Origin of the sequence: Streptococcus cristatus (assembly GCF_019685515.1) — a bacterium.
Lineage (GTDB): Bacteria > Bacillota > Bacilli > Lactobacillales > Streptococcaceae > Streptococcus.
Genome location: NZ_JABFFN010000001.1, coordinates 1,038,460 through 1,063,709, shown reverse-complemented (window position 1 = coordinate 1,063,709; position 25,250 = coordinate 1,038,460). Strand labels below are relative to the sequence as shown.

The following is a 25,250-nucleotide window of genomic DNA, read 5'->3' as shown; positions in this document are numbered from 1 at the left end:
CAAAAAGACAAGCAGATTGCTGACATGATCGGAATCTATCATTTAGAGGTAAAAGTAATGGAGGGAATTTAAATGGGATTTAGGATATTCATGCTAATCGTAGTTTTACTTATTCCGTTAACTATGCTTTTATTTGGCTGGCTATTTTTCAGGAGAACACCGAAAGAAATCAATTATTTCTTCGGATACCGAACAAAAAGGTCCATGAGAAATGAAGAAACATGGAAGTTTGCGAATCAATATTTGGGGAAAGTATGGTATCTTTGCGGACTACTTTCAGCACCTCTCTCCGTGATTGCCATGGCCATTGTTTTTGAAAAGGGAACGGAGACAATGAGTACTGTTGGCTTTATTATCACGATGATTCAGACAATCCCTTTAGTTGGCGCGATGATTTCAACAGAGATTGCATTGAAGAAAAACTTTGATGAAAACGGGAGAAGGAAATAAACGAGGTATATCCATCACTAGAAGAAAAGCAGCAAATCTTTTGTTACAAAAGATAATTACATTACAATTCTTGAAGAAGATATTTCATGAATGAAATCAGAAAGCAACACATGAACGGTATTATCAACTTAAAAAAAGAAGCGGGGATGACTTCGCATGATGCAGTTTTTAAACTGCGTAAGATTTTGGGAACCAAGAAGATTGGTCATGGTGGGACCTTGGATCCGGATGTAGTGGGAGTTCTGCCAATCGCGGTTGGCAAGGCAACCCGTATGGTCGAATTTATGCAGGACGAGGGCAAGGTCTATGAGGGGGAAATCACTCTTGGCTATTCAACGACGACCGAGGATGCAAGTGGAGAAGTGGTCACGGAGACCCCTGTTTTGTCGCCTTTGGTTGAAACCATTGTCGATGAAGCGATTGCTAGTCTGACTGGGCCTATTACTCAGATTCCACCTATGTACTCGGCTGTTAAGGTTAATGGTCGCAAGCTCTATGAGTATGCGCGTGCAGGTCAGGAAGTGGAGCGTCCAGAACGTCAGGTGACTATTTATCAATTTGAGCGGACTAGTCCGATTTCTTATAAGGATCACCTCGCATGTTTCACTTTTCGTGTAAAATGCAGTAAGGGAACTTATATCCGTACCTTGTCAGTTGATTTGGGAGAGAAGCTTGGTTATGCGGCCCATATGTCGCATCTGACACGGACTAGTGCTGCAGGGTTACAACTGGAGGATGCTCTTACCTTGGACGAAATTGCTGCAAAAGTGGAGGCTGGTCAGCTGGACTTTCTCCATCCTCTTGAAATTGGAACAGGGGACCTTGTTAAAGTTATCCTAACTCCAGAAGAGGCTACAGAAGTGCGTTTTGGTCGTTTTATCGAGTTAGACCAAACAGACCAAGAACTGGCTGCCTTTGAGGGAGACAAATTGCTAGCCATTCTAGAAAAAAGAGGCAATCTCTACAAGCCGAGGAAGGTTTTTAGCTAGTTTAACTGGAGTGTGGGAAGGATTTGTTTCCCCTAGACTATCCAAATCAGACTATAAATTTTGCAAAAAATATGATAGAATAGACGACGGATAAAAAAACGGAGGATAGCATGCAAAATAGACCAATCATTATCGGAGTGACAGGTGGTTCTGGTGGTGGTAAGACCAGTGTTTCAAGAGCCATTTTATCGCATTTTCCTGATGAAAAGATTTCCATGATTGAGCATGATTCGTACTACAAGGATCAGTCTCACTTGACCTTTGAAGAGCGTGTCAAAACCAACTACGACCACCCTTTTGCCTTTGATACAGACTTGATGATCGAGCAGATTAAGGAATTGTTGGCAGGGCGCCCGGTGGACATCCCGACTTATGACTATACAGAGCACACACGGAGTAGCAAGACCTATCGTCAGGAGCCTCAGGATGTCTTTATCGTTGAGGGGATTCTGGTCTTGGAGGACAAGCGCTTGCGCGATTTGATGGACATCAAGATTTTTGTGGATACGGATGATGATGTGCGCATTATTCGTCGGATCAAGCGTGATATGGAAGAGCGTGGCCGTAGTTTAGATAGCGTTATTGACCAGTACTTAGGTGTAGTTAAACCTATGTACCACCAGTTTATCGAGCCGACTAAGCGTTATGCCGATATCGTCATTCCTGAGGGAGTCAGCAATACCGTTGCTATCGACCTTTTGACCACCAAAATTTCTAAGATTTTGGAAGAAGCACGAAACAGTAAATAATCAGATGAGGAGGCCATGCCTCCTTTTTCTATTTTTCCTTTAGTTTCAGTAGGAAAAAGGTGATTTTTAAGCATGTTTTTGGTATAATAATACCCATGGAAAAGCAAGAAAATGAATAGTAGGTGGAGATGGAAAAGTATTTATCGGTAACAACTTTGACCAAGTATCTGAAAATGAAATTCGATAAAGACCCTTACTTGGAACGGGTCTATTTAACTGGTCAAGTTTCCAACTTTCGTAAACGACCTACTCACCAATATTTCTCCCTAAAAGACGACCATGCGGTCATTCAAGCGACCATCTGGTCAGGGATCTATCAGAAATTAGGTTTCGACCTCGAAGAGGGGATGAAGATTAATGTGATTGGGCGTGTGCAGGTCTATGAACCCAGCGGGAGCTACTCTATCATCATTGAAAAGGCTGAGCCTGATGGGGTTGGGGCGCTTGCGATTCAGTTTGAACAACTCAAGAAAAAACTGACGGAAGAAGGTCTATTTCAAGAGAGATTCAAGCAACCTCTTCCCCAGTTTGCTAAGCGAATTGGAGTGGTGACCAGTCGTAGTGGAGCCGTTATTCGAGATATCATCACGACCGTCAGCAGACGTTTTCCTGGTGTTGATATCCTTCTCTATCCGACCAAGGTACAAGGTGATGGAGCAGCGGAGGAAATTGCTCGAAATATTGCGCGTGCTAATCAACGTGAGGACCTAGATGTTCTCATCATTGGTCGTGGTGGTGGTTCGATCGAGGATCTCTGGGCCTTTAACGAAGAAATTGTGGTACGGGCTATTTTTGAATCTCGTTTGCCAATCATTTCTAGTGTGGGGCATGAGACAGATGTGACATTGGCAGACTTTGTGGCAGATAGACGGGCTGCAACGCCGACAGCTGCAGCTGAACTGGCGACACCCGTAACCAAGTTGGATGTATTAGCTCATTTTCAAAATCAGGAAAAACGGATGGCAACAGCAGTTCAGAATGTCCTGTCAAGCAAAAAAGAAGCTTTGAAAAAATGCAGTCAGTCAGTCATTTTTAGACAGCCAGAGCGCTTGTATGATGGCTATTTGCAACGGTTAGACCAACTGCAACTGCGTTTAAAACAAAGTTTGCGAACACGGATTTCTGATAGCAACCAGCTAGTCCAAGCAAGGGCGCATCAACTAGTCCAATTATCACCTGTTACCAAGATCCAGCGCTATCAAGACCGTCTAGGTCAGTTGGACAAGCTCCTCCGTAGCCAAATGGCGCTGGTTTATGATGCCAAGGTTGCTGAAGTCAAGCGACTTTCAGAAGCCTTGCTGATGTTGGATACCAGTCGAATCGTGGCGCGTGGCTATGCAATTGTCAAAAAAGAAGAGATAGTTGTGGATTCGGTTGAGAGTTTGAAGAAAAAAGACCAAGTGACGCTTTTGATGCGAGATGGTCGAGTAGAATTAGAGGTTAAAGATGTCAAAACAAAAGAAATTTGAGGAAAATCTAGCAGAACTGGAGACCATTGTCCAAAGTTTGGAAAATGGTGAAATTGCTCTGGAAGATGCGATTGCTGCCTTTCAAAAGGGTATGGTCTTGTCAAAAGAGCTCCAAGCGACGCTGGACAAGGCTGAAAAGACCTTGGTCAAGGTCATGCAAGAAGACGGAACAGAAAGTGATTTTGAATGAAGAAGCAAGAAAAATTAGCTCTTGTCGAGTCTGCCTTGGAAGATTTTTATGGAGACCAGCAGTTTGCCTCTAGTTTGCGAGAAGCTGTTCTCTATTCCATTCATGCTGGTGGCAAGCGTATTCGACCTTTTCTCTTGTTAGAAGTTCTGGAAGCCTTGCAGGTCGCTATTAAACCTGCTCATGCACAGGTGGCTGCGGCCTTGGAAATGATTCATACAGGGAGCTTGATTCACGATGATCTTCCTGCCATGGATGATGACGATTATCGTCGGGGACGTTTAACTAATCATAAGAAATTTGGCGAAGCGATGGCAATATTGGCAGGAGATGCTTTGTTCCTAGATCCCTATGCCTTAATAGCGCAGGCAGATTTGCCAAGTCAGATCAAGGTGGACTTGATTGCCAACTTATCTCTTGCATCAGGAAGTCTGGGCATGGTTGCAGGGCAGGTTTTAGATATGGAAGGCGAACACCAGCATTTGTCCTTGGAAGAACTTCAGACCATTCATGCCAATAAAACTGGAAAATTACTAGCCTATCCTTTCCAAGCAGCTGCTATCATAGCTGAATTAGTACCAGAAATCCAAGCAAAATTGAAAACGGTTGGTGAATTGATTGGGCTGGCCTTTCAAGTTCGAGATGATGTGCTGGATGTGACAGCTAGTTTTGAGGAAATCGGGAAGACTCCACAAAAGGATTTGCAGGCAGAAAAGTCAACCTACCCAGCCTTGTTGGGCTTGGAAGAGGCTATTGCCTTTTGTAACCAAACTCTGGATCAAGCCGAGGCTAAATTAGAAGAAATCGCCCAGCAAGTCAGCTTTGAAACAGCGCCGATTGTGAAAGTAGTAGAAAGTTTGAGAATCAATGGCTAAGGAAAGAGTGGATGTACTAGCTTATAAACAGGGCTTGTTTGAAACGAGAGAGCAGGCCAAGCGTGGTGTCATGGCTGGCCTAGTTGTAGCAGTCCTTAATGGAGAACGGTTTGACAAGCCAGGAGAGAAAATTCCAGATGACACCGAGCTAAAACTCAAGGGGGAGAAACTCAAGTATGTCAGCCGTGGTGGCTTGAAATTAGAAAAGGCCTTGCAGGTCTTTGATTTGTCAGTGAAAGGAGCTACAACGATTGATATCGGTGCCTCTACTGGAGGTTTTACCGATGTCATGTTGCAAAATGGTGCTGAATTGGTCTTTGCAGTCGATGTTGGCACCAATCAGTTGGCTTGGAAATTACGCCAAGACCCACGGGTTGTCAGCATGGAGCAGTTTAATTTTCGTTATGCTGAAAAGACTGACTTTGAGCAGGAACCAAGTTTTGCGAGTATTGATGTGAGTTTCATTTCCCTCAGTCTGATTTTGCCTGCCTTGCACCGTGTCTTGGCTGATCAAGGTCAGGTGGTAGCACTTGTCAAACCTCAGTTTGAAGCAGGTCGTGAGCAAATCGGGAAAAATGGAATCATTCGCGATGCCAAGGTTCATCAAACTGTCCTTGAATCTGTCACTGCTATGGCGGTTGAACAAGGTTTTTCAGTGCTTGGATTAGACTATTCACCAATCCAAGGAGGACATGGAAACATCGAATTTCTGGCATATTTAAAAAAGGAAGAGGGAGCAAGTAACCAAGTTGCCCCTGAAATAGAAAAAGTTGTAGAGAGAGCACATAGAGAATTTAAAGATGAATAAAAAAGAGAGACTTGAAAAAATTAGAAGATTTGTTACGGATTATCAGATTGGGACTCAGGAAGAAATTGTTGAGTACTTGAGAGGAGCAGGTATTTCTGCTACTCAAGCCACTGTCTCAAGGGACATCAAAGAACTTGGAATTGTTAAAATTCCTTTGAAGAATAATACCTATATCTATGAATTGCCAAAATCAATCGTCAAAAGTTTGCAGTTGGCTGAGGACAATATTGTGAGTTCTGAGTTAATGGGAAATATGATCAATCTTTCTGTCATTCCTGGAAATACTATTTTTGTGAAGAGTCAGTTGGTTGAAGCATTCTCTGAACAGATTTTTAGCTGTCTAGCAGATGATGATTCTATCTTAATTGTAGCCAAAACTGCTGAGGCTGCTGAGGAAATTGTTGAACAAGTAAAAAAATGGTAGGTCAGTATGTTACTTGAAATTTCGATAAAAAACTTTGCCATTATTGAGGCCATTTCGCTCAATTTTGAAAAGGGTATGACTGTTTTAACTGGAGAAACGGGTGCTGGAAAGTCGATCATCATTGATGCTATGAATCTCATGTTGGGAGCTCGAGCAACGACAGACGTTATTCGTCATGGTGCTCCTAAGGCTGAGATTGAGGGCCTTTTCTCGGTTGAAAACCGTCGCCTTTTACAGGAACTTTTTGATGAGCAAGGTTTGGAATTGGGGGATGAGATTATCATTCGCCGTGAAATTCTCCAAAACGGACGTAGTATTAGTCGCGTAAATGGCCAGATGATTAATCTTTCTGTCTTGCGTGCAATCGGTCAGCATCTTGTCGATATTCATGGTCAACATGACCAAGAAGAGTTAATGCGTCCACAACTTCATATCCAAATGTTGGATGAGTTTGGTGATGCAGCATTTTTGGAGTTGAAACAAGCCTATCAGACAAGCTTTGATGCCTATCGCAAAATGCGGAAACAAGTTCTTGAAGTTAAGAAAAATCAGCAGGAACACAAGTCTCGCATTGAGATGTTGGAATTTCAAATGGCAGAGATTGAGGCAGCAAACTTGCAAGCAGGTGAAGACTTGGCTCTCAACCAAGAACGAGATAAACTCCTCAATCATAAGAATATTGCGGATACGCTAACCAATGCCTACAGTATGCTGGACAATGAGGAATTCTCCAGTCTTGCTAATGTCCGTTCAGCCATGAATGACATGGAAAGTGTCGAAGAGTATGACCCTGAATACCGTGAAATTTCAAGTTCTCTATCAGAGACCTACTATGTTTTAGAAGATATTACCAAGCGTTTGGAAGATATTATTGAGGACTTGGATTTTGATGGTAATCGCCTCATGCAGGTTGAAAATCGCCTAGACCTTCTGAATACTATTTCCCGTAAGTACGGTGGAACTGTGGACGATGTTTTGCTTTATTTTGCCAAGATTACGGATGAGTACAATCTCTTGACGGGTAATAACCTTTCTTCTGAAGACATGGAAGCAGAGCTCAAGAAATTGGAAGTTAATCTTGTCGATTTGGCAGGGCAACTTGCATCAGCTCGTCATGATTTGGCCCAGCAGCTTGAAGCTGAGATTAAGCAAGAATTGCAAGACCTCTATATGGAGAAGGCTCAATTTCAGGTTCGCTTTAGTAAGAGTAAGTTCAGCCGTGAAGGAAATGAAACAGTCGAATTTTACATTTCCACCAACCCTGGTGAAGACTTTAAGCCTTTGGTTAAGGTTGCGTCTGGTGGGGAATTATCCCGCCTCATGTTGGCTATCAAGTCAGCCTTTTCTCGTAAGGAAGGAAAGACCAGTATTGTCTTTGATGAGGTGGATACGGGAGTTTCAGGTCGTGTAGCCCAGGCCATTGCGCAAAAGATTCATAAGATTGGTCAGCATGGCCAAGTCTTAGCAATATCTCACTTACCTCAAGTAATTGCGATCGCGGATTATCAATTCTTTATTGAAAAGATTAGCGATGAGCATTCAACTGTTTCCACAGTTCGTTTGCTTACCCTTGAAGAACGAGTAGAGGAAGTAGCTAAAATGTTGGCTGGGGAAAATGTAACAGAAGCTGCCCTTACTCAAGCCAGAGAATTATTGCAAACGAGGGAGAAATAAATGACAGACTATTATGTAATTGGAGATGTCCATGGAAAAGCAGGTATGCTGGAAGATCTGCTCAAAACCTGGGATGGTCAAACTCAGTTGCTCTTTCTAGGGGATTTGATTGACCGTGGTGAAGACAGTCGCCGTGTTCTAGAAATGGTCAAAGACTTGGTCGACAATCATGGAGCTATCTGTCTATCAGGAAACCATGAGTATATGTTTCTGACTTGGCTCGATGATCCAGAAGAAAGCTATGACCATTATCGTCGCAATGGTGGTGATACAACCATTAACTCTATTTTAGGTCGTCCCTTGGATGCACCAGTTGATGGCGTAGAAGATGCCAAACGGGTTGCGACAGAAGCAGCAGACTTGGTCGGATTTATTCGTCAAATGCCATTTGTGGTAGAGACAGACAAGTATATCTTTGTTCATGCGGGTATTGACTTGACCTTGGATGATTGGCATGAAACTACAGATTATAAAAAAGTCTGGCTCAGAAAACCATTCCACGAAGCTGAAAATCATACTGGAAAAACCATTGTCTTTGGGCATACACCGGTTTATGGTTTGCTCAAGCAAGACCGAGGTACTGCTGAGCTTTGGATAACAGAGGATGGCAAGATTGGCATGGATGGAGGAGCTGTCTATGGCGGTGTCCTTCATGGAATCGTCTTTACAGACCAAGGAATGACAGAGCACTATTTTATTGAAAATGACGGCTTTATCGCCGAAGATTAGTACTCCTAGCAGGGTATGGTCTTGTCAAAATGTTAAAAACAATTTATAATTAATAGATACCCTGAAAGGAAGAGCATCATGAACTTAGAAGATTTGAAAAAACGACAGGAGAAGATTCGAAACTTCTCTATTATCGCCCATATTGACCATGGGAAATCAACCCTAGCAGACCGCATTTTGGAAAAGACAGAGACCGTTTCTAGTCGTGAAATGCAGGCCCAACTTCTGGATAGTATGGATCTTGAGCGTGAACGCGGGATTACCATCAAACTCAATGCTATCGAGCTGAATTATACTGCAAAAGATGGTGAAACCTATATTTTCCACTTAATTGACACGCCAGGGCATGTGGACTTTACCTATGAAGTGTCGCGTTCGTTAGCTGCCTGTGAAGGAGCAATTTTAGTGGTTGATGCGGCCCAAGGGATTGAGGCGCAAACACTTGCCAACGTTTATCTAGCCTTGGACAATGATTTGGAAATCTTGCCAGTCATTAACAAGATTGACCTTCCAGCTGCTGATCCAGAGCGTGTTCGTACAGAGATTGAGGATGTCATCGGACTAGATGCCAGCGAAGCAGTCTTAGCTTCAGCCAAAGCTGGTATTGGTATTGAAGAAATTCTCGAACAAATCGTAGAAAAAGTGCCAGCACCAACAGGAGATGTAACGGCGCCACTCAAGGCCTTGATTTTCGACTCTGTCTACGATGCTTACCGTGGGGTTATCCTCCAAGTCCGTGTCATGGACGGAGTGGTTAAACCTGGCGATAAGATTCAGCTCATGAGCAATGGCAAGACCTTTGATGTGACGGAGGTCGGAATTTTTACACCGAAAGCAGTTGGTCGTGATTTCCTCGCGACTGGTGATGTTGGTTATATTGCGGCTTCCATCAAGACGGTTCAAGACACTCGTGTGGGTGATACAGTGACCCTAGCAAGCAATCCTGCTGCAGAGCCATTGGATGGCTATAAGCAGATGAATCCTATGGTCTTTGCAGGTCTTTATCCAATCGAATCAAACAAGTACAATGACCTTCGTGAAGCCCTTGAAAAATTGCAGCTCAACGATGCCAGTCTGCAGTTTGAACCAGAAACATCGCAGGCGCTTGGATTTGGTTTCCGTTGTGGATTCCTTGGGCTTCTCCATATGGATGTTATCCAAGAACGTTTGGAGCGTGAGTTCAATATTGACCTCATCATGACAGCTCCATCTGTTATCTATAAGGTTAATTTGACCGATGGTGAGTCTATGGATGTCTCTAACCCATCAGAGTTTCCAGATCCAACCAAGATTGCGACTATTGAAGAACCGTATGTTAAGGCGCAAATCATGGTACCACAGGAGTTTGTTGGGGCAGTAATGGAATTGGCTCAACGCAAACGTGGGGACTTTGTGACCATGGACTATATTGATGACAATCGTGTCAATGTTATCTACCAAATCCCACTTGCTGAAATCGTCTTTGACTTTTTTGACAAGCTCAAGTCTTCGACGCGTGGTTATGCAAGCTTTGACTATGAATTGTCAGAGTATCGCCCATCTAAGCTGGTTAAAATGGACATCCTTCTCAATGGTGATAAGGTCGATGCCCTCAGCTTTATCGTTCATAAGGACTTTGCCTACGAACGTGGGAAACTCATCGTTGATAAGCTCAAGAAAATCATCCCTCGTCAACAATTTGAGGTTCCAATTCAAGCAGCAATCGGGCACAAGATTGTGGCTCGTACGGATATCAAGGCCCTTCGTAAGAACGTACTTGCCAAGTGTTACGGTGGTGACGTTTCTCGTAAACGCAAACTCCTTGAAAAACAAAAGGCAGGTAAGAAACGGATGAAAGCTATCGGATCAGTAGAAGTTCCACAAGAAGCTTTCCTTAGCGTCTTGAGCATGGATGAAGAATAGAAACAAAACTCTTGAAGATTCTTCAAGAGTTTTTGATTTAAATGTGAGCAATAAAATCGGAAACTAACAGAATCAATTAGGTCAGAATTTGACAGAAGTTCTTATTTTTCTTATAATGCAGATGGAGAGGTGGTAGGATGAAAAAATTATTGATTTTAGGTACTGTAGTTACTGTTAGTGCTTTTTTAGCTTCATGCTCCAATAATTCGCAAACAGCAACCGAAGAAAGTTCGACTGCGGTTGTTAGTTCTTCTAGCAGTCAGGAAACGAGTAGCTCTAGTTCTGCCGTTTCTGAAGCGAAAAAGGAAGAGACGCAAATCATCGGCTCGAATGAGTATGGTTTTGTCAAGGTACCCAAATCATGGGTTCGATTCCATGAAGTAGAAGGTGGAAATGATATACAGTATTGCGATGGAACAGATATCAACATTGTTACGCTAAATACCTTCAAGGCTGAGCAGTTTAATATCAGCGAAGAAGAATATGCTAAACTGGATGTTGTGACTGTCTCATCTAGTATTTTAACTTCCAAAGAACAAAGCTCTGATTTCAGTAAGGTCTGGGGTTCCAAATCGACCATTGGAGGTTATGAAGCCTATGTTGTCAATGCAATTGCTAAGTCAGAGAAATACCTCGTTACCTGGGTTTTCCGATCAAATGATGGTAAAATCCGCTATGTTTCACTTGAAGGGGATGGGGAAACTTTAAAAACAATCTTACCGATGATTGAAAGTAGCTGGTCAACTACTAAAACTGAATAAATGAAAAAAGAAGATCCTTGGTCTTCTTTTTATTTTTTTTACGAATAGATAGATGAGTAGAAAAAGAAATGGAGTTGTATATGAAGATCACAAACTATGAGATTTACAAATTGAGAAAAGCCGGGCTGACCAATCAACAAATTTTAACTGTTCTTGAATACGACGAGACTGTAGATCAGGAGCTCTTGCTGGGTGATATTGCAGAAATATCGGGATGCCGTAATCCTGCAGTCTTTATGGAACGCTATTTCCAGATAGATGATGCACAGTTGGAGAAGGAGTTCCAGAAATTTCCCTCCTTTTCTATTCTTGATGACTGTTATCCTTGGGATCTGAGTGAGATTTATGATGCTCCAGCGCTCTTGTTTTATAAAGGAAATCTGGACTTGTTAAAGTTTCCGAAAGTTGCTGTTGTAGGGAGCCGTTCATGTTCTAGTCAGGGAGCAAAGTCGGTTCAGAGAGTCATCCAAGGTTTGGGAAACGAGTTGATCGTGGTCAGTGGCTTGGCTAAAGGAATTGATACAGCCGCCCATATGGCTGCACTCCAGAATGGAGGAAGAACGATTGCAGTGATTGGAACAGGATTGGATGTATTTTATCCCCGAGCCAATAAACGTTTGCAGGAACACATTGGCAATCACCATTTGGTACTTAGCGAATACGGACCAGGTGAAGAACCCTTGAAATTTCACTTTCCAGCTCGTAATCGAATCATAGCAGGACTATGTCGAGGAGTTATTGTAGCAGAGGCAAGGATGCGTTCAGGTAGTCTCATCACCTGTGAGCGAGCTATGGAGGAAGGGCGTGATGTTTTTGCCATTCCAGGAAACATTTTAGATGGCTATTCAGATGGCTGTCACCACCTAATCCAAGAGGGAGCAAAACTGATTGCCAGCGGGCAAGATGTGCTGGCAGAGTTTGAATTTTAAGGAGAAATTGTTCACTCAGATAAACTTTTCTTCTATATATAGGAGCTAAGTCTTGACAGCTATAGAAAAATGGTTTACACTTTATAAAGTTTATTACTTTGAAAAGGTGTGATAGTGTGGCTACGGCAACAAAGAAGAAAAAATCAACAGTTAAAAAAAATCTAGTCATCGTAGAGTCGCCTGCTAAGGCGAAAACGATTGAAAAATATCTAGGACGAAATTATAAGGTTCTAGCCAGTGTCGGGCATATCCGTGATTTGAAGAAATCCAGTATGTCAGTCGACATTGAAAATAACTATGAACCGCAGTATATCAATATCCGTGGAAAAGGCCCTCTCATTAATGACCTGAAAAAGGAAGCCAAAAAGGCCAATAAAGTCTTTCTGGCGAGTGACCCGGACCGTGAAGGAGAAGCGATTTCCTGGCATTTGGCTCACATTCTCAACTTGGATGAGAATGATGCCAACCGTGTGGTTTTTAATGAAATCACCAAAGACGCAGTAAAAAATGCCTTTAAAGAACCTCGCAAGATTGACATGGACTTGGTCGATGCCCAACAAGCTCGTCGTGTCTTGGACCGCTTGGTAGGGTATTCGATTTCACCAATTTTGTGGAAAAAGGTCAAGAAGGGCTTATCAGCAGGACGCGTACAGTCGGTTGCCCTTAAGCTCATCATTGACCGTGAAAATGAAATCAATGCCTTTCAACCTGAAGAATACTGGACAATTGATGGTGTCTTTAAGAAGGGAACCAAGCAATTTCAGGCTTCATTCTATGGTATGAATGGCAAAAAGATGAAATTGACTACCAACGAAGAAGTCAAAGAAGTCTTGTCCCATTTGACTAGTAAAGATTTCACAGTTGACCAGGTAGATAAGAAAGAACGCAAACGCAATGCGCCCCTACCTTATACGACTTCAACCATGCAGATGGATGCGGCTAACAAAATCAATTTCCGTACTCGAAAGACCATGATGGTGGCTCAACAGCTCTATGAAGGGATCAATATCGGATCAGGCGTGCAAGGTTTGATTACCTATATGCGTACAGACTCGACTCGTATCAGTCCTGTGGCTCAGAACGAAGCGGCAAGCTACATTAACGACCGTTTTGGTAGCAAGTATTCCAAGCATGGTAGCAGGGTCAAGAATGCCTCAGGTGCTCAGGATGCTCACGAAGCCATTCGTCCATCTAGTGTCTTTAACACACCTGAAAGTATCGCTAAGTACTTGGACAAAGACCAGCTCAAGCTCTATACCCTTATCTGGAACCGTTTTGTGGCTAGCCAGATGACAGCTGCTATCTTTGATACCATGGCTGTTAAGCTCTCTCAAAATGGGGTTCAGTTTGCGGCAAATGGAAGCCAAGTTAAGTTTGATGGGTATCTTGCTATTTATAATGACTCTGACAAGAACAAGATGTTGCCAGATATGGCTGTTGGAGATGTGGTCAAGCAAGTCAATAGCAAGCCAGAGCAACATTTCACCCAACCACCTGCTCGCTATTCTGAAGCGACCCTTATCAAGACCTTGGAGGAAAATGGAGTTGGACGTCCGTCAACCTACGCTCCGACAATTGAAACCATCCAAAAACGCTACTATGTTCGTCTGGCAGCTAAACGCTTTGAACCAACAGAGTTGGGAGAAATTGTTAACAAACTCATCGTTGAATATTTCCCAGATATCGTAAATGTGACCTTCACAGCTGAGATGGAAGGAAAACTGGATGATGTCGAAGTTGGTAAAGAGCAGTGGCAACGTGTCATTGACACCTTTTACAAACCATTCTCTAAAGAAGTAGCCAAGGCTGAATCTGAAATGGAAAAAATCCAGATCAAGGATGAGCCTGCTGGATTTGACTGTGAAGTTTGTGGCAGTCCGATGGTGATTAAGCTCGGTCGTTTTGGTAAATTCTATGCTTGTAGTAATTTCCCAGACTGTCGTCACACACAAGCCATTGTTAAGGAGATTGGTGTCGAGTGTCCGAGCTGTCATCAAGGACAAATCATCGAACGCAAAACCAAGCGCAATCGTATCTTCTATGGTTGCAATCGTTACCCAGAATGTGAGTTTACTTCCTGGGATAAACCAATTGGCCGTGACTGTCCAAAATGCGGACACTTCCTTGTGGAGAAAAAAGTCCGTGGTGGTGGCAAGCAGGTTGTATGTAGTAATGGCGACTACGAAGAGGAAAAAATTAAGTAAAATGAAGAGTCCTGAAAATGATTTTCAGGCTCTTTTTGGTTGGAGCTTGACAAATTTCCCCCTTGTGTGCGAAACTAGAGGAAGAGTAATTTATCTAGGAGAAATCATGCGTATCATTTATCTCTGTATTGGCTTTATTTCACTGGCTTTAGCTGTTATTGGAGTTGTCCTACCACTTTTACCAACAACCCCCTTTCTTTTGTTAGCTATTGCTTGCTTTTCAAAATCTTCTAAGCGTTTTGAAGACTGGCTTTATCATACAAAGCTTTATCAAACCTATGTAGCTGACTTTCGGGAAACCAAGTCAATCGCGCGAGAACGAAAGAAAAAAATCATTGTATCTATCTATATCTTGATGGGAATTTCTATTTATTTTGCCCCTCTTTTGCCAGTCAAAATCGGTCTGGGAGCCTTGACTGTCTTTATTACCTACTATCTCTTTAAAGTCATTCCTGACAAAGAATAGATAAAAATAGTAGTTATTTGCCTTGATAAAAATGAAAGTATATTTAAAATAATATGATATAATAAATTCAAAGAAAACATCAAGGAGAATCAAATGATTTACGAATTTTGTGCTGAAAATGTGACCTTGCTAGAAAAAGCGATGCAGGCTGGAGCTCGTCGAATCGAACTTTGTGACAATCTAGCAGTGGGTGGAACAACACCTAGCTATGGAGTGACCAAGGCAGCGGTTGAATTGGCAGCTAATTACGACACCACCATCATGACTATGATTCGTCCCCGCGGTGGCGACTTTGTCTATACTGATCTTGAAATAGCGATCATGCTAGAAGACATTCGTTTGACTGCTCAGGCTGGAAGTCAAGGGGTTGTATTTGGGGCATTAACTGCTGATAAGAAGTTGGATAAGCCTAATCTTGAGAAGCTGATTGCCGCATCTAAAGGAATGGAAATTGTCTTTCACATGGCCTTTGATGAATTAAGTGATGAAGACCAGTTGGAAGCCATTGACTGGCTCAGCCAAGCCGGTGTCACTCGTATCTTAACTCGTGCTGGTGTGTCTGTAGACTCGCTAGAGAAACGTTTCGCTCATTATCACAGAATTTTGGAATATGCAAAAGGTAAAATTGAAATTCTACCAGGTGGGGGGATTGACTTGGACAACCGTCAAACCTTTATCGACCAGCTGGGTGTGACACAATTGCATGGAACCAAGGTTGTCTTTTAAAAAATAGAAAGGAACTGCTAGCTTTTGGTAGCAGTTTTCACTTATGTTTGAAATTTTTAAATCCTATCAGTTTAATAAAGAAAAGGCCAGAGACTATGGTTTTGTAGAAAATGGAGAAGTCTGGACCTATAGTTGCCAGATTTTGCAGGGTGACTTTATCATGACAGTCTCCATTACTCCTGATAATGTGAGTTTTCAGGTCTTTGATAAGGAGACTGGTGACCTCTATCCTCAAGTTCACATGGAAAGCATGAGGGGAAGTTTTGTTGCAAGTGTCCGTGAGGCTTGTTTGGAGATTCTTCACCAGATTCGGAAGGCTTGCTTTGATGTGCAGGATTTTATCTGTCCTCAGACTAAGCGTATCATGGCTCAAGTTCAGGAAAAGTATGCTAATCAGTTGGAGTATCTTTGGGAGAAATCGCCTGATACAGCTGTATTACGCCATGAAGGTAATCAAAAATGGTATGCTGTTTTAATGAGAATTCCTTGGGATAAGCTGGAAAAGGGGAGAGAAGGGCTAGTCGAAGCAGTCAACCTCAAACACGACCAAGTAGCGGATTTACTTTCACAAAAAGGCATATATCCTGCCTTTCATATGAACAAACGCTACTGGATTAGTCTTACTCTTGATGATAGTTTATCTGATGATGACGTTCTAGATTTGCTAGAAATCAGTTGGAATTTGACTTTGAAAAAGTAAGGAAATTCCCTTGTGTTTTCAAATACTTTCAATTAGCAAAAAATTCTTTACTGAAGAAATTTTCAGAAAATATTGGATTTTTTCTTGACAAGTGTTTTTAGCTATGCTAAAATACTAAACAAGATATCAAACGAAGGAGAAAGTCAAACATGAAAACAGCTAAGTTTAATCAATTTGCTTTGTTGTTGAGGTACTCGGGCTAGTGCAAAAGCATTAGTCCTGTTTGGCTTACCAAGCGGGAGTAAATCAACATCTCGCTTGGGCTTCTGAGCGAGATGTTTTTTTAAAACCACATTTGGAAAAGGGGAAATCATATGCGTAAAGTTGAATTTTTTGATACAAGCCTTCGTGATGGGGAACAAACACCTGGTGTTAACTTCTCAATAAAGGAAAAAGTTTCCATTGCAAGGCAGCTGGAGAAATGGGGAATTTCTGTAATTGAAGCTGGTTTTCCGGCTGCTAGTCCAGATTCATTTATAGCTGTTCAAGAAATTGCTAAAGCCATGAAAAAAACAGCAGTGACAGGATTAGCTCGTTCTGTAAAATCTGATATTGATGCTTGTTATGAGGCTCTTAAGGATGCTAAGTATCCTCAAATTCATGTCTTTATCGCTACCAGTCCGATTCACCGCAAGTATAAGCTCAATAAAAGCAAGGAAGAGATTTTAGAAGCTATCAAGGAACATGTTTCTTATGCTCGTTCTAAGTTTGAAATCGTCGAATTCTCTCCTGAAGATGCGACTAGAACAGAGTTGGATTTCCTCTTACGAGTCGTTCAAACAGCGGTCGATGCAGGTGCATCTTATATCAATATCCCTGACACAGTTGGCTTTACGACTCCAGAAGAGTTTGCACGTATCTTTGATCACTTGACTGAAAATATTAAATCAGATCATAAAGTTGTCTTTGGTGTCCACTGTCACGATGATCTCGGTATGGCAACTGCGAATACTTTGACAGCAATTAAACACGGTGCTGGACGCGTCCAGGGAACTATTAATGGTATCGGTGAACGCGCAGGTAATGTTGCTCTTGAAGAAGTAGCTGTTGCTTTGAAGATTCGTGAGGATTTCTTCCAAGCAACTAGTGATATTGTTTTGGATGAAACAATGAATACGTCTGAAATGGTTTCTCGCTTCTCGGGTATTCCAGTTCCTAAAAACAAGGCTGTCGTTGGTGGCAATGCCTTCTCTCATGAATCTGGTATTCACCAAGATGGAGTTCTTAAAAATCCTCTCACTTATGAGATCATCACACCTGAATTGGTCGGCGTTAAGAGTAATAGTCTTCCGCTTGGAAAATTGTCAGGTCGCCACGCTTTTGTAGAAAAACTAAGAGAATTGGCCCTAGATTTTACAGAAGAGGATATCAAACCACTCTTTGCTAAGTTCAAGGCTCTAGCAGACAAGAAACAAGAAATCACAGATGCAGATATTCGAGCTCTGGTAGCTGGAACCATGGTTGAAAATCCTGAAGGTTTCCACTTTGATGATTTGCAACTTCAAACCCATGCAGATAATGACATTGAAGCGCTTGTTAGTCTAGCCAACATGGATGGTGAGAAGGTCGAATTCAATGCGACAGGACAAGGTTCCGTTGAAGCGATCTTTAACGCTATCGATAAGTTCTTTAACCAATCTGTCCGCTTGGTGTCCTATACCATCGATGCGGTAACAGATGGAATCGATGCCCAAGCTCGGGTTTTGGTCACTGTTGAAAACAGAGATACCGAAACCATCTTTAATGCAGCAGGACTCGATTTTGATGTGTTAAAGGCTTCGGCGATTGCTTATATCAATGCCAATACTTTTGTTCAAAAAGAGAATGCAGGTGAGATGGGACATAGCGTTTCCTACCGAGACATGCCTAGTGTGTAAAGGAGAAGGCTATGACAAAGAAAATAGTAGCTCTAGCAGGGGATGGAATCGGTCCAGAAATCATGGAAGCTGGTTTAGCAGTTCTAGAAGCTCTAGCTTCAAAAACAGGTTTTGACTATGAAATAGACAGATGTCCCTTTGGAGGTGCAGGTATTGATGCTGAGGGGCATCCCTTACCTGATGAGACCCTCAAGGCATGTAGAGAAGCAGATGCTATTCTCCTAGCGGCTATCGGTAGTCCCCAGTATGATGGGGCAGCGATTCGGCCTGAACAAGGACTGCTGGCCCTCCGTAAGGAACTCAATCTCTATGCCAATATTAGGCCTGTAAAAATCTTTGACAGTCTCAAGCATTTATCACCTCTCAAACCGGAACGAATTGCTGGTGTAGACTTTGTCGTGGTACGTGAGTTGACAGGTGGGATTTACTTTGGAGATCATATCCTTGAAGAGCGACAAGCGCGTGATATCAACGACTATAGCTATGAGGAAGTAGAGCGGATTATTCGCAAGGCATTTGAAATTGCAAGAAATCGGAGAAAACTCGTTACTAGTATCGATAAGCAAAATGTTCTAGCAACATCAAAACTCTGGCGCAGAGTAGCTGAGGAAGTCGCTCAGGATTTCCCAGATGTAACATTGGAACACCAGTTGGTGGACTCAGCTGCTATGCTTATGATTACCAATCCTGCCAAGTTTGATGTCATCGTGACAGAGAATCTTTTCGGAGATATCTTATCTGATGAATCAAGCGTTCTATCAGGCACACTTGGCGTCATGCCATCTGCTAGTCATTCTGAAAAAGGTCCAAGCCTCTACGAGCCTATTCACGGTTCAGCGCCTGATATTGCAGGTCAAGGAATTGCCAATCCTATCTCTATGATTTTGTCAGTTGCCATGATGCTGAGAGACAGCTTTGGACGTTATGAGGATGCGGAGCGTATCGAGCGTGCTGTTGAAGCTAGTTTAGCGGCTGGCATTTTAACAAGAGATATTGGAGGACAGGCTTCGACCAGGGAAATGACAGAAGCCGTCATTGAAAGATTATGAAGATAAATGAAGGAATCACGCTTGCCCTCTTGATTTGGAATTTGCTGATTTTCTTGATTTATGGCATTGACAAATCCAAGGCAAGAAGAGGTGCTTGGCGCATACCAGAGAAAATCTTACTCATTTTAGCCCTTACTTGTGGTGGTTTTGGTGCCTGGTTGGCAGGAATCACCTTTCACCACAAGACTAGAAAATGGTATTTTAAAACGGTTTGGTTTCTCGGGATGGTGACCACACTAGTAGTCTTATATTTTATTTGGAGGTAATGGGTGGCAGGAAAATCGATTTTTGATAAATTATGGGACCGCCATGTCATCACAGGAGAAGAAGGACAACCCCAACTCATGTATGTGGACCAGCACTATATTCATGAAGTGACCAGTCCCCAAGCTTTTCAAGGATTACGAGATGCGGGGCGCAGATTGAGACGGTCCGACTTGACATTTGGAACTTTTGATCATAATGTTCCAACCGTCAATATCTACGATATTCGAGATGTGATTTCTAAGGCTCAAATTGATAAGCTTGCTGAAAATGTTGAGGAGTTTGGGATTGAACATGCGGCCCACGGTTCTGAAAAGCAGGGGATCGTTCACATGGTAGGTCCAGAAACAGGACGGACGCAACCAGGAAAATTCATCGTCTGTGGAGACAGCCATACGGCAACCCACGGAGCTTTCGGAGCTATCGCCTTTGGGATTGGGACCAGTGAGGTCGAGCATGTCTTCGCTACCCAGACCCTCTGGCAAGTCAAACCCAAGAAAATGTTGGTAGAATTCACTGGTGTTCCTCAAAAAGGAGTTTATTCCAAGGATTACATTCTCGCCTTGATTGCCAAGTACGGGGTTGCTTGTGGTGTAGGATATGTGGTGGAATATCGTGGGCAAGCGATTGATGCTCTGACCATGGAAGAGCGAATGACCATCTGCAATATGTCCATCGAGTTTGGCTCCAAGATGGGAATCATGAACCCAGATCAGACCACCTATGACTATCTCAAGGGACGGGAATGCGTTCCCGAAGCTTTTGAGGAGGCAGTTGCCGACTGGAAGACCCTTGTCAGCGATGAGGATGCCGTCTATGATAAGGTTATCCAGATGGATGTCTCAGACTTGGCTCCCATGGTGACTTGGGGCACCAATCCTGCTATGGGCGTTGACTTTGACAGTAGCTTCCCAGAAATTAAGGATATGAATGATGAACGAGCCTACAATTACATGAACTTGGAGCCTGGTCAAAAGCCAGCAGATATTGAACTAGGCTATATTTTTATCGGATCTTGTACCAATGCTCGGCTCAGTGACTTGCAACTGGCTGCACGATTTGTCAAAGGGAAGAAGATTGCTCCCAACTTAACGGCTATCGTGGTTCCAGGCTCTCGTCCTGTCAAACGAGCTGCTGAGAAGTTGGGCTTGGATAAGGTCTTCTTAGATGCTGGCTTTGAGTGGCGAGACCCAGGTTGCTCTATGTGCCTAGGGATGAATCCGGACAAGGTCCCTGATGGTGTTCACTGTGCCTCAACCAGTAACCGCAATTTTGAAGACAGACAAGGCTTTGGTGCTAAGACTCATCTCTGCAGTCCAGCCATGGCAGCGGCAGCAGCTATCGCAGGGCGTTTCGTAGATGTTCGGCAAATGCCAGAGGCCCATTAAGGAGAGGATATGGAGAAATTTACAGTTTATACGGGAACGACCGTTCCTCTCATGAATGATAACATCGACACCGACCAAATACTCCCCAAGCAGTTTCTCAAGTTAATTGATAAGAAAGGCTTTGGTAAGTATCTCATGTATGCTTGGCGTTATCTGGACGATAACTATACTGAGGATCCAGACTTTGTTTTTAACCGACCTGAGTACCGAAAAGCTAGTATTCTCATCTCAGGGGATAACTTTGGGGCAGGTTCTTCGAGGGAACACGCAGCTTGGGCTCTAGCCGACTATGGTTTTAAGGTCGTGATTGCAGGATCTTTCGGGGACATTCATTACAATAATGAACTCAATAATGGCATGTTGCCTATTGTTCAGCCCAGAGAGGTTAGAGAGAAACTAGCCCAGCTCAAACCAACTGACCAGGTAACTGTGGACTTGGAACAACAAAAAATCATCTCACCAGTTGGAGAATTCACTTTCGAAATAGATAGCGAGTGGAAACACAAGCTCTTAAATGGTTTGGATGATATCGGAATTACTTTGCAGTATGAAGACTTGATTGCTGCCTATGAAAAACAACGCCCAGCCTATTGGCAGGATTAGGATTAGAATAAAAATAGAAAAGGAAATAGAACTATGACAAAACACATTCAATGGAACGGAACACTTTCACAAGAAGGCTATGACATTTTAAAAGGAGAGGGTGGTTGTATCGTTTGTCCTACCAAAGTTGGTTACATTATCATGACTAGCGATAAGGCAGGTCTTGAACGCAAATTTGAAGCTAAAGAACGTAACCGTAACAAACCAGGTGTTGTACTTTGTGGTAGCATGGATGAGCTTCGCGCTTTAGCACAACTCAATCCAGAAATTGAAGCCTTCTACCAAAAACATTGGGATGAAGATATTCTCCTCGGTTGTATCCTTCCATGGAAACCAGAAGCCTTTGAGAAATTGAAAGTATACGGTGATGGCCGTGAAGAGCTTATGACTGACGTTCGTGGTACTAGCTGTTTTGTTATCAAATTCGGGAAAGCTGGTGAACAATTAGCTGCTAAACTTTGGGAAGAAGGCAAGATGGTCTATGCCTCATCAGCTAACCCATCTGGAAAAGGTAACCGTGGTAAGGTGGAAGGGATTGGAGAACGTATCGAAGGGGCAGTGGATCTTGTCATAGAGGCAGACGACTACGTGGCATCCATCCAACCTGATAAAACGATTGAAACACGCTACGAGCAAGGTGTGATGGTTTCTATGGTTGATAAGGACGGCAAACTCATCCCAGAACAAGGAGGAGCCCGTTCAATCTCACCAGCTCCAGTTGTGATCCGTAAAGGACTTGACATTGATAAGATTATGATGCACTTGTCAGATACCTTTAACTCATGGAACTACCGTCAGGGAGAGTATTACTAAGATAAAAAAGAAGTCTAGTGTTAAGAGACATTGAAGCTCCTAACACTGGGCTTTTTCTTTAGAAATTCTTTTCTTTTTCTATAGGATATGATATTCTAGAGATGAACTATATATTAATAGAACTTACTTGTGAAAGTAAATTAAAGGAGTATTCAAATGAACAGTGAACAAAATAACTATTTTTTTGTTGGTACAAAATTTGGTGATGATGATTATCTTGAATATTTTATGAAAGAAGGAAAGTGGGAATTAGGATGGCATAATAACGAGGAAAATAAACAGTATCAAAGAATGTTAAAGTTGTTTAATAAAATTAAACCAGGTGACGTTTTATTTGCTAAATCCACATATGTCAAAAAGAAGAATGTACCTTTTGTAAAGAAAGATGATTTAAAGGTTTCTGTGATGAAAATTCGTGGAATGGCGACTGTTAAAGAGGTTTTAGATGATGGGCATACCATTATTGTTGATTGGAAAAAAGAGTATATAGAGAGGGAGTGGTTTTTCTTTACGGGGCAAGAAACAATATGGTTTCCATCAGATATTAAGTATCGAACTAAAGAGACTAACCAGTTAATAAAATTTGCTGCAAGTGATGAAATCATAATTCAAGACTATGACTATTTTTTGAATCATCCTAATTGGAAAAAGTATAAAAAATTAGAAAGTGAAACTATGTTAAGGAATGATTTTTTATTTAATTATAGTGGTATATTAAAAAAATCTAAAAACCTCATTCTTCGAGGTGCTCCTGGTACAGGAAAAACTTATCTTGCTAAAGAAATTGCTATGGAGTTAACGGGTGGCAACGAAGACCAAATCGGCTTTGTACAGTTTCACCCTTCCTACGATTATACAGATTTTGTAGAGGGATTGAGACCAATCCTGGTAAATGATGGACAGATTAACTTTGGCTTGCAGGACGGCATTTTTAAGAAGTTCTGCCAATTAGCTAAAGAAGCCCAGAAAACTGGAGGACAAGATAATTTTGATGAATCTTGGGATCTTTATCTTGAATATGTAAATAGTAGAGATGAAAAAGAATATTTGACAGAATTTTCCTATCTCACAGTAAATAGTCGAAATAATTTTAATATCAATTATGAAACCAAAGCCCAAGGAACTGTCTTAACAAAATCTTATGTTTATGAACTGTATAAAGATGAAAAATATCTGAAACAGCCCTATTATCGTAATCAAGGAAAAAAAGTCCTAGAAACTTTAAAGAAAAGATTTGGTCTGAAAGATTATATTTCTCCAACAGAAATTGACACAGACAAGAAATTCGTCTTCATCATTGATGAAATCAATCGTGGGGAGATTTCTAAGATTTTTGGCGAACTCTTTTTCTCTATCGACCCTGGTTATCGTGGTGAAAGCGGGAGTGTTTCCACCCAGTATGCTAATTTACATGAGACGGATGACAAATTTTATATTCCTGAGAATGTCTATATTATTGGAACCATGAATGATATTGATCGTTCAGTAGATACCTTTGATTTTGCTATGCGTCGTCGTTTCCGTTTTGTTGAAGTTACTGCCGAGAGTCAAGTTGGCATGTTGGATAAAGAGCTGAATATCCATGCAGAAGAAGCAAAAACTCGTCTAAGAAACTTGAACGCTGCTATCGAAAATGTTCAGGAATTAAACAGTCATTATCATATCGGACCAAGTTATTTCCTTAAGTTGGAAGAAGTGGATTTTGACTATGAGTTACTCTGGTCTGATTACCTCAAACCTCTATTGGAAGATTACTTACGTGGTTCTTATGAGGAGGCTGAAACTCTGGATACATTGAAAAAAGCATTTGATCTGACAAATAACGAGGAAACAGATCAGCAATATACTGGTGATAATGATGCGGATAACTGATAATCAGTATAGAATTGCTAAAGAGGACTTTGTCGCAGAATTTCCCAATCTAAGTCAAGCGCTCCTTGATAGAACACTAGATAACCTATCTCGAGAGGACAATATTTTTATTTTCCCAAATGATTTGATGAATTCTCCTGATCTAGACAGGGACCAAAAGATTTTGGAAACAGTTAATCAGGAAATCAAGACAGGAAATGTGATTGGCTTTCTGGGGTGTGGTCAGGAAAGATTAACGATTTCCTCTCGTTTTTCTGATAAATATAACGACCACTTTTTGCATTGTCTCTTACAAAAGGTTCTCAATATCAATCTGACTAGTTTAGATGTCGGTCTATCTCTAGAGGATAAACTCTATCAGCTTTTGATTTACCTCTTTCCCAAGTATTTACAAGCTGCTCTCAGAAAAGGTCTTTATAAGGAATACCAGAGATTTTCTCATAACGACAGTCATGTAAAGGGAGTGATAGATGTGGGAAATCATCTTAAGAGAAATGTTCCTTTTATGGGAAATGTTGCCTACACAACGAGAGAGTTCACCTATGATAATCCACTCATGCAATTGATTCGGCATACGATTGAGTACATAAAGATTCAAAAAAGTTTCAGATCTTTGCTTGATAATAATCGTGAAACTATAGCTGAAATTATCCGTGTAAGTCCGTCTTATAAACTTGCTGATCGTGCTAAGATTATCAGAATGAATAAAACGAAACCCATCCGACACGCCTACTTCAGAGAGTACAGAAAGTTACAGGAGCTTTGCCTGATGATCCTAAATAGAGAGAAGCATGGGTTAGGATATCATGAGCAAAAAATCCATGGTATTCTCTTTGATGTTGCCTGGCTTTGGGAAGAGTATGTCTACACCTTGTTGCCAAAATGTTTTGTACATCCCAGAAATAAGGATAAGACGGACGGAATTTCAGTATTTTCTGTTGGGAAACGAAAAGTATATCCAGATTTTTATGACAGAGAACGAAAGATTGTTCTAGATGCAAAATATAAAAAACTGGAGTTCACTGAAAGAGGGATTAACCGTGAGGACTTGTTCCAATTGATTTCCTATTCTTATATCTTAAAATCTGAGAAAGCTGGACTGATTTTTCCTAGTATGGAGCAGTCAGTAAATAGTGAAATAGGAAAACTAGCTGGCTATGGAGCCCAATTGAAGAAGTGGTCTATCCAAATCCCTCAGAATGCCTCATCCTATAGTGCATTTTGTAAAATGATGGAAAATTCAGAAGAAAATTTTAAAGCGATTATTAATGAAGAAGCGGGGAGAATCTAATCTCTCCTCTTTCTCTTACCATTTACACAAGTAATTCCCGAACGATATAAT

At 41.8% G+C, this 25,250-nt stretch carries 25 protein-coding genes; all 25 read left to right on the top strand.

Features of this window, described 5'->3' with window-relative positions; translation table 11 throughout:
* The first annotated feature begins 90 nt into the window (after nt 1-90).
* Nucleotides 91-450, top strand: a complete 360-nt coding sequence (locus FOA33_RS05095; protein WP_241525344.1) for an SdpI family protein — start codon at nt 91-93, stop codon at nt 448-450.
* A gap of 110 nt (nt 451-560) precedes the next feature.
* Nucleotides 561-1,439, top strand: a complete 879-nt coding sequence (gene truB / locus FOA33_RS05090) for a tRNA pseudouridine(55) synthase TruB (protein WP_221161285.1) — start codon at nt 561-563, stop codon at nt 1,437-1,439.
* A gap of 110 nt (nt 1,440-1,549) precedes the next feature.
* Nucleotides 1,550-2,188 (top strand): uridine kinase, encoded by a 639-nt coding sequence (gene udk / locus FOA33_RS05085; RefSeq protein WP_045591120.1) that lies wholly within the window; start codon nt 1,550-1,552, stop codon nt 2,186-2,188.
* A gap of 128 nt (nt 2,189-2,316) precedes the next feature.
* A complete protein-coding gene (xseA, locus tag FOA33_RS05080; RefSeq protein ID WP_221160857.1) occupies nt 2,317-3,657 on the top strand; it encodes an exodeoxyribonuclease VII large subunit in 1,341 nt (446 codons plus the stop codon).
* Nucleotides 3,635-3,847: an exodeoxyribonuclease VII small subunit gene (locus FOA33_RS05075; protein ID WP_000043226.1), complete on the top strand. Its 213-nt coding sequence runs from the start codon at nt 3,635-3,637 to the stop codon at nt 3,845-3,847. The genes xseA and FOA33_RS05075 overlap by 23 nt, the downstream gene beginning before the upstream one ends.
* Nucleotides 3,844-4,719 carry a polyprenyl synthetase family protein gene (locus FOA33_RS05070; protein ID WP_221160856.1) on the top strand — a complete coding sequence of 292 codons (876 nt, stop codon included), beginning with the start codon at nt 3,844-3,846 and terminating at the stop codon, nt 4,717-4,719. Before FOA33_RS05075 ends, FOA33_RS05070 begins: the two co-directional genes overlap by 4 nt.
* Nucleotides 4,712-5,527 (top strand): TlyA family RNA methyltransferase, encoded by an 816-nt coding sequence (locus FOA33_RS05065; RefSeq protein ID WP_221160855.1) that lies wholly within the window; start codon nt 4,712-4,714, stop codon nt 5,525-5,527. The genes FOA33_RS05070 and FOA33_RS05065 overlap by 8 nt, the downstream gene beginning before the upstream one ends.
* Nucleotides 5,520-5,951 carry an arginine repressor gene (locus FOA33_RS05060; RefSeq protein ID WP_221160854.1) on the top strand — a complete coding sequence of 144 codons (432 nt, stop codon included), beginning with the start codon at nt 5,520-5,522 and terminating at the stop codon, nt 5,949-5,951. Before FOA33_RS05065 ends, FOA33_RS05060 begins: the two co-directional genes overlap by 8 nt.
* Nucleotides 5,952-5,957: 6 nt before the next feature.
* On the top strand, nt 5,958-7,625 hold the full coding sequence (gene recN, locus FOA33_RS05055; protein WP_221160853.1) for a DNA repair protein RecN: 1,668 nt from the start codon (nt 5,958-5,960) through the stop codon (nt 7,623-7,625).
* The gene (locus FOA33_RS05050; protein WP_221160852.1) at nt 7,626-8,354 is read left to right on the top strand and encodes a metallophosphoesterase family protein; all 729 of its coding nucleotides are present in this window, start codon (nt 7,626-7,628) and stop codon (nt 8,352-8,354) included.
* A gap of 78 nt (nt 8,355-8,432) precedes the next feature.
* Nucleotides 8,433-10,256, top strand: coding sequence for a translation elongation factor 4 (gene lepA, locus FOA33_RS05045; RefSeq protein ID WP_221160851.1), 1,824 nt, complete (start codon nt 8,433-8,435; stop codon nt 10,254-10,256).
* A gap of 137 nt (nt 10,257-10,393) precedes the next feature.
* Entirely contained in the window at nt 10,394-11,017 is a 624-nt protein-coding gene (locus FOA33_RS05040) for a hypothetical protein (protein ID WP_221160850.1), read from the top strand.
* 80 nt (nt 11,018-11,097) lie between these two features.
* Entirely contained in the window at nt 11,098-11,946 is an 849-nt protein-coding gene (gene dprA / locus FOA33_RS05035) for a DNA-processing protein DprA (protein WP_221160849.1), read from the top strand.
* A 116-nt stretch (nt 11,947-12,062) separates the two neighbouring features.
* On the top strand, nt 12,063-14,150 hold the full coding sequence (topA, locus tag FOA33_RS05030) for a type I DNA topoisomerase (protein ID WP_221160848.1): 2,088 nt from the start codon (nt 12,063-12,065) through the stop codon (nt 14,148-14,150).
* Between the two features lie 106 nt (nt 14,151-14,256).
* Entirely contained in the window at nt 14,257-14,616 is a 360-nt protein-coding gene (locus tag FOA33_RS05025) for a YbaN family protein (protein ID WP_001220351.1), read from the top strand.
* A gap of 93 nt (nt 14,617-14,709) precedes the next feature.
* Entirely contained in the window at nt 14,710-15,342 is a 633-nt protein-coding gene (locus tag FOA33_RS05020) for a copper homeostasis protein CutC (protein WP_084932650.1), read from the top strand.
* 43 nt (nt 15,343-15,385) lie between these two features.
* Complete coding sequence (locus FOA33_RS05015; RefSeq protein WP_221160847.1) at nt 15,386-16,042, top strand: MmcQ/YjbR family DNA-binding protein; 657 nt, start codon at nt 15,386-15,388, stop codon at nt 16,040-16,042.
* Nucleotides 16,043-16,356: 314 nt separating this feature from the next.
* Nucleotides 16,357-17,919, top strand: coding sequence for a 2-isopropylmalate synthase (locus FOA33_RS05010; RefSeq protein WP_221160846.1), 1,563 nt, complete (start codon nt 16,357-16,359; stop codon nt 17,917-17,919).
* Between the two features lie 11 nt (nt 17,920-17,930).
* The gene (gene leuB, locus FOA33_RS05005) at nt 17,931-18,968 is read left to right on the top strand and encodes a 3-isopropylmalate dehydrogenase (protein WP_221160845.1); all 1,038 of its coding nucleotides are present in this window, start codon (nt 17,931-17,933) and stop codon (nt 18,966-18,968) included.
* Nucleotides 18,965-19,234, top strand: coding sequence for a DUF1294 domain-containing protein (locus tag FOA33_RS05000; RefSeq protein ID WP_221160844.1), 270 nt, complete (start codon nt 18,965-18,967; stop codon nt 19,232-19,234). Before leuB ends, FOA33_RS05000 begins: the two co-directional genes overlap by 4 nt.
* A gap of 3 nt (nt 19,235-19,237) precedes the next feature.
* The gene (gene leuC, locus FOA33_RS04995; protein WP_221160843.1) at nt 19,238-20,620 is read left to right on the top strand and encodes a 3-isopropylmalate dehydratase large subunit; all 1,383 of its coding nucleotides are present in this window, start codon (nt 19,238-19,240) and stop codon (nt 20,618-20,620) included.
* A gap of 9 nt (nt 20,621-20,629) precedes the next feature.
* Nucleotides 20,630-21,223 carry a 3-isopropylmalate dehydratase small subunit gene (gene leuD / locus FOA33_RS04990; protein ID WP_000410640.1) on the top strand — a complete coding sequence of 198 codons (594 nt, stop codon included), beginning with the start codon at nt 20,630-20,632 and terminating at the stop codon, nt 21,221-21,223.
* A gap of 33 nt (nt 21,224-21,256) precedes the next feature.
* On the top strand, nt 21,257-22,036 hold the full coding sequence (locus FOA33_RS04985; RefSeq protein ID WP_221160842.1) for an L-threonylcarbamoyladenylate synthase: 780 nt from the start codon (nt 21,257-21,259) through the stop codon (nt 22,034-22,036).
* A gap of 156 nt (nt 22,037-22,192) precedes the next feature.
* Nucleotides 22,193-23,908, top strand: coding sequence for an McrB family protein (locus tag FOA33_RS04980; protein ID WP_221160841.1), 1,716 nt, complete (start codon nt 22,193-22,195; stop codon nt 23,906-23,908).
* A complete protein-coding gene (locus FOA33_RS04975) occupies nt 23,895-25,199 on the top strand; it encodes an McrC family protein (protein WP_221160840.1) in 1,305 nt (434 codons plus the stop codon). The genes FOA33_RS04980 and FOA33_RS04975 overlap by 14 nt, the downstream gene beginning before the upstream one ends.
* Nucleotides 25,200-25,250: the final 51 nt, after the last annotated feature.

What these genes read in the sequence shown, in the direction of transcription:
- FOA33_RS05000 (WP_221160844.1), top strand. Translation starts at nt 18,965, where the DNA reads ATGAAGATAAATGAAGGAATCACGCTTGCCCTCTTGATTTGGAATTTG.
- FOA33_RS04985 (WP_221160842.1), top strand. Translation starts at nt 21,257, where the DNA reads ATGACAAAACACATTCAATGGAACGGAACACTTTCACAAGAAGGCTAT.
- FOA33_RS04980 (WP_221160841.1), top strand. Translation starts at nt 22,193, where the DNA reads ATGAACAGTGAACAAAATAACTATTTTTTTGTTGGTACAAAATTTGGT.
- leuD (WP_000410640.1), top strand. Translation starts at nt 20,630, where the DNA reads ATGGAGAAATTTACAGTTTATACGGGAACGACCGTTCCTCTCATGAAT.
- recN (WP_221160853.1), top strand. Translation starts at nt 5,958, where the DNA reads ATGTTACTTGAAATTTCGATAAAAAACTTTGCCATTATTGAGGCCATT.
- FOA33_RS05050 (WP_221160852.1), top strand. Translation starts at nt 7,626, where the DNA reads ATGACAGACTATTATGTAATTGGAGATGTCCATGGAAAAGCAGGTATG.
- FOA33_RS05095 (WP_241525344.1), top strand. Translation starts at nt 91, where the DNA reads ATGCTAATCGTAGTTTTACTTATTCCGTTAACTATGCTTTTATTTGGC.
- FOA33_RS05075 (WP_000043226.1), top strand. Translation starts at nt 3,635, where the DNA reads ATGTCAAAACAAAAGAAATTTGAGGAAAATCTAGCAGAACTGGAGACC.
- udk (WP_045591120.1), top strand. Translation starts at nt 1,550, where the DNA reads ATGCAAAATAGACCAATCATTATCGGAGTGACAGGTGGTTCTGGTGGT.
- FOA33_RS05015 (WP_221160847.1), top strand. Translation starts at nt 15,386, where the DNA reads ATGTTTGAAATTTTTAAATCCTATCAGTTTAATAAAGAAAAGGCCAGA.
- FOA33_RS05070 (WP_221160856.1), top strand. Translation starts at nt 3,844, where the DNA reads ATGAAGAAGCAAGAAAAATTAGCTCTTGTCGAGTCTGCCTTGGAAGAT.
- FOA33_RS05010 (WP_221160846.1), top strand. Translation starts at nt 16,357, where the DNA reads ATGCGTAAAGTTGAATTTTTTGATACAAGCCTTCGTGATGGGGAACAA.
- FOA33_RS05060 (WP_221160854.1), top strand. Translation starts at nt 5,520, where the DNA reads ATGAATAAAAAAGAGAGACTTGAAAAAATTAGAAGATTTGTTACGGAT.
- FOA33_RS05020 (WP_084932650.1), top strand. Translation starts at nt 14,710, where the DNA reads ATGATTTACGAATTTTGTGCTGAAAATGTGACCTTGCTAGAAAAAGCG.
- FOA33_RS04975 (WP_221160840.1), top strand. Translation starts at nt 23,895, where the DNA reads ATGCGGATAACTGATAATCAGTATAGAATTGCTAAAGAGGACTTTGTC.
- FOA33_RS05025 (WP_001220351.1), top strand. Translation starts at nt 14,257, where the DNA reads ATGCGTATCATTTATCTCTGTATTGGCTTTATTTCACTGGCTTTAGCT.
- FOA33_RS05065 (WP_221160855.1), top strand. Translation starts at nt 4,712, where the DNA reads ATGGCTAAGGAAAGAGTGGATGTACTAGCTTATAAACAGGGCTTGTTT.
- dprA (WP_221160849.1), top strand. Translation starts at nt 11,098, where the DNA reads ATGAAGATCACAAACTATGAGATTTACAAATTGAGAAAAGCCGGGCTG.
- xseA (WP_221160857.1), top strand. Translation starts at nt 2,317, where the DNA reads ATGGAAAAGTATTTATCGGTAACAACTTTGACCAAGTATCTGAAAATG.
- lepA (WP_221160851.1), top strand. Translation starts at nt 8,433, where the DNA reads ATGAACTTAGAAGATTTGAAAAAACGACAGGAGAAGATTCGAAACTTC.
- FOA33_RS05040 (WP_221160850.1), top strand. Translation starts at nt 10,394, where the DNA reads ATGAAAAAATTATTGATTTTAGGTACTGTAGTTACTGTTAGTGCTTTT.
- truB (WP_221161285.1), top strand. Translation starts at nt 561, where the DNA reads ATGAACGGTATTATCAACTTAAAAAAAGAAGCGGGGATGACTTCGCAT.
- leuB (WP_221160845.1), top strand. Translation starts at nt 17,931, where the DNA reads ATGACAAAGAAAATAGTAGCTCTAGCAGGGGATGGAATCGGTCCAGAA.